The organism is Brevundimonas sp. (genome assembly GCF_031082345.1).
In the GTDB taxonomy this organism is placed as follows: Bacteria; Pseudomonadota; Alphaproteobacteria; order Caulobacterales; family Caulobacteraceae; genus Brevundimonas.
Genome location: NZ_JAVHLH010000253.1, coordinates 1 through 4,085 on the forward strand (window position 1 = coordinate 1; position 4,085 = coordinate 4,085).

Sequence of the window (4,085 nt, forward strand, 5' to 3'; positions counted from 1 at the left end):
TGGTGACGACGACCGCGTCGGGCTCGTCCTCGCGCGGCGCGGCGGCGTCGAGGGCCGAGCGGAAATCAGCCGCCTCGAGCCGGCCCAGCCGGATGATGTCGCGATCGAGATCGTCAGCCGTGGTCAGGGTCTCCCCCAAGGCGATGTGGCCGTTCACCAGCGCCTCGCACCACGCCACCAGCGGATAGTCGGCCTCCGGCGCGCCGCGCGGCAAGGGGTTGGCGTAGGCCACCGCCTCGCGCAGGCGCTCGGCGTCGGCGGTCTCGCCCCGGGTCGGACCGGCCGTGAGGATGGGCCCGTCCTGGGCGGCGACGGGCGACGGCAGGGCGATCAGGGCGGCGGCGAAGGCGAGACTGGCGATCATGGAGGCTCCGGATCTACGCGTGGACTGGGGTTCGGATGCCGCAACGCGTCAGACGCCGCAATGGTTTTCCGTGGCGGCGATTTTTCCGGGACGGGGGCGGCGCAAAGAAAAAGGGCGGCGGACCCGAAGGTCCGCCGCCCGGTAGTCTGTCTCTCCGACCGCTTGATTAGAAGCGGTAGGCCAGGCTGAAGCGCACGGTGCGCGGGGCCTGGTAGGCCGTGACCTTGGCGTAGTTCGGATCGGCCGAACCCGGTCCAGGGGCAGCGTCGCCGAACTCGCCGAACTCGTTGAAGTCCTGCTCCGACTGGAAGTCGAAGACGTTGAAGACGTCCGCGCGAAGCACGAGGCTGTCGCCCGGAATCTCGAACACTTCAGCCAGATCGTAGGCGAAGGTCAGGTCCAGGACCCGGAGCCAGTCGCTTTCGAACTGCGAGCCGCGACCGGTGGCTTCCGACACACCGTTACCGTCGGTGTCGCAGAACCACGACGCCGCGCCGTAGAGCGAGGCGAAGAAGTCCGTCGGGTGCACGCCCTGGCAGCCAAACTTGCGCGGCGACTGGATCAGCAGGTTGGCGCCGATGTTCAGGGCCGGAGTGGCCTGCCAGTTGCCGAACGCCTTGAACGTATGTTCGCGGTGGTTGGGCAGGAAGCCGAACGCGTTGTCGGTCAGGCCGGGCTGGTCGAAGTCCTGCGACAGACCGGGGTCGGTCTGGCCGTTGTCGGACTTCAGGGCGCCTTCGTAGTTGCCCTTGTTTTCCGACCAGACGTAGCTGAAGCGACCGCCCCAGACGCCGTCGAACGGCTTCTCGAGCGAGACTTCCACCGCCTTGTAGGTACGCTCCGGAGCCGGGTAGTTCAGGTCGGCGGCCGAGAGGGTGACCTCACGATCGGTGAACGTCCGGCCCAGGCCGCCCGGGCCCGAGTCGGCGCGGGTCAGGTCGTCGCCCGACAGGGTGATGACCATGTCCTCGCCCGGGTTGGTCAGGACGTACTGGTGGAAGCCGTACCAGACATTGTAGCAGATCGTGCTGTTCAGGTCGGTCGTCGTGTCGCAGTAGGCCAGAACGGCGGCGTCGATGGCGACGTCGTCGATGGCCGTACCCAGCTCGCGGTACGTGCCCTTCACGCCCAGGGTCCAGTCACCGAACACGCGCTGCTCGTAGCCGAGAATGAACTCGTCCACGTACATCGGGTCGATTTCCTTATCGACCTGGGTCGAGATCGGACGGACTTCGCCGGAGGCGAGGTTGGTGCCGCCGAGGAAGGTGCCGAGGATCGGCTCGTCGGTGGTGTCGTGGATGCCGTCACAGTTGGCGTCCACGCCCGGGGCGCAGGTCGTCCGGTCCAGCGTCCAGGTGTCCTGGATGAAGAACTCGGCGCCGGCCAGACGCTGGTTGGTGTTGACCGCGACCGGCAGGAAGTAGCGGCCCCAGAAGCCGAACAGCTTGGCTTCACGATCGCCGAAGACGTCGTAGGTGGCGCCGAGACGCGGAGCCCACTGGTTCTTCAGATCGACGAAGGCGACGCCGGCGATGTTCTCGTTCTCGAAGCTTTCGTTCCGGAGGCCGAGGTTCAGCGTCAGGCGATCCGTGACTTCCCACGAGTCCTGGACGTAATAGGCGTTCTGGGTCGACTTCCAGCCGCCGTCGTTGTCGTAGGCGCGGATGCGGACGCGTTGCGGGTTACCAGCGCCGTCGTAGGTCTGATAGCGGTACCAGAGACCGCCCGTCACGTCGCCCGTGCAGTTCACGACCGTGCTGATCGGGCCGCCCGGACGGCAGTAGTTGTAGCCGGCGCCCGAGTAATCGAGCTCCTGGTAAGCCTCCAGTTCCTCCTGGTCGATGCCCAGGCGGAAGTGGTGCGAACCGTAGAAGTCGGCATAGATGTCGACGTCGGCGCGCAGGATGGTCCGCTTGTCTTCGTTCAGGGCCACCTGGCCGAGACCCCAGGTGCCGAGACGCGGGCGTCCGGCGCCGATGTGGGTGATCAGGGCGCCGCCGTCACCGGGCGAGGTCGAGGACTCGTTGTACTCGTTGACGCCGTAGGCCAGCGAGGTGGTCAGCCAGTCGGTCCACACGCCGGTGTAGCGCGCGATCCAGCTCTGGCCGCCGAACTCGAAGGTCGACGGCGTGAACTCGCCGACATAGTCGCCGCTGGCGTTGACGAAGATGTTCCGGGTCTGCTGCTCCTGCTCGTCGGAGAAGTAGGTGAACTCCAGGCGATGATCGTCGGTGACCAGGAAGTCGACCTTGGCGCCGTAGAACGGGTCGTCGACGGTGACGATCGTTCCGTTGCCGCCGGCGCCGAAATCGGGATCGGTGGTCGCGGCGCCGATGTTCGTGGCCTCGCGGTCACGCCAGTTGTACAGACCGAAGATGAACAGACGGTCCTGGATGATCGGACCGCCGAAGTCGAAGATGACGTCGCTGGTCTCGTTCTCGTCGAAATTGTTCTGGGCGAGGTAGGTGTTCGGCGAATCCTCGCGCAGGCTGTCCGGCTGCCAGTAGGCGGTGATGCCGAACTCCCAGTCGTTGCCGCCCGACTTGGTCGTGCCGTTCAGCACGCCGCCGGTGCCGCGGCCGAATTCCGACTGATAGCCGCCGGTCTTGGTTTCCAGCGTCTGGTAGAATTCGAACGGAACGGTCGAAGAACCGGTGAAGTCCCGGAATTTCGTGATGTTCAGGCCGTTGATGAAGTAGGTGTTCTCACCGGCCGAAGCGCCGCCGATGGTCGGGATGTTGCCGAAGGCGCCGTCCGAGGCGGTCACGCCCGGAGCCAGCAGGGCCACGGCCCCGGCGTCGCGCGCGATCGGGACGTTCTTCGACAGTTCCTCGACGTTGACCGTCAGGCCGGTCGTGGTGGCGTCGAATTCCGAAACGGCGCGGCGCACGCCGACGACGACGACTTCGTCGATCTGCGTGGCGTTGTCGGCCGTGGCGCCCATGGTCAGGGTCAGCGAGGCGGTGCCGCCCGAGCCGACGTTCACGGTGTCGGTCAGCGAGTTGTAGCCCGACGCGTTGACGACGACTTCGTACACGCCCTGCGGCAGGGCCACGGCGCGGAAGCCGCCCGAGGCGTCAGTGGTGAAGCTGCGCGTGAAGCCCTGCGAGACCGACCGAAGCGTGACGGTGGCGCCCGCGACCGGCGTGCCGGCCTGGTTTTCCACGGTGCCGGCGACGGCGCCCTGGGTGAGGTTCTGCGCGATGGCGACCGAGGGCGTCATCAGAGTGACGGCCGGAGCCGCCACCAGCGCCATAAGCGCCGTTCCGCCGATCATGGTCGAATGCAGCAAACGCTGCTTGATGGTTTGGGTCTTCAAAGGGTGGTCCTCCTGAGACCGCCGGACGACTCCAGGAGGAGGCGAGCTTCGACGGCAACCAAACTCCGCGCACCCCAATGCACGCAGATTGCCCTGACCTTAGCCTTGGCATGGGCCCGACGCAGCATAATTACGGCGACGTAACCCAATCGACGCCCGCCTGTCGCAATCCCGCCACACGACTTTTTATGTCATTGGAAAGGCTGCTCAAATGCCCCTCAATCCGGCTTCTTTTCGGCCGCTTTCCCCGACCGTAAGCGTCGCCGGACAGGTTCTGCCCGACCAGCTCGCCGGGCTCCGGGACGCCGGATTCACCTGTTTGGTGAATCACCGCCCCGACGGCGAGGAGCCCGGCCACCCGCCTCGGCGGCGGCGCGGGCCAGCGCCGCCGCGGGCGGCTGG

The 4,085-nt window shown here is 66.6% G+C and carries 2 protein-coding genes and 1 pseudogene; 1 reads left to right on the top strand and 2 read right to left on the bottom strand.

The features are described 5' to 3' along the window. Positions 1 to 364 (bottom strand): annotated as a pseudogene (locus tag RDU12_RS13420) (hypothetical protein); the annotation flags it as partial. A gap of 166 nt (positions 365 to 530) precedes the next feature. Continuing rightward, the gene (locus tag RDU12_RS13425) at positions 531 to 3,683 is read right to left on the bottom strand and encodes a TonB-dependent receptor (RefSeq protein WP_300292232.1); all 3,153 of its coding nucleotides are present in this window, start codon (positions 3,681 to 3,683) and stop codon (positions 531 to 533) included. Between the two features lie 211 nt (positions 3,684 to 3,894). Here RDU12_RS13425 and RDU12_RS15885 point away from each other — a divergent pair. After that, a partial coding sequence (locus RDU12_RS15885; RefSeq protein ID WP_374990221.1) for a beta-lactamase hydrolase domain-containing protein occupies positions 3,895 to 4,085 on the top strand: 191 nt, incomplete at its 3' end.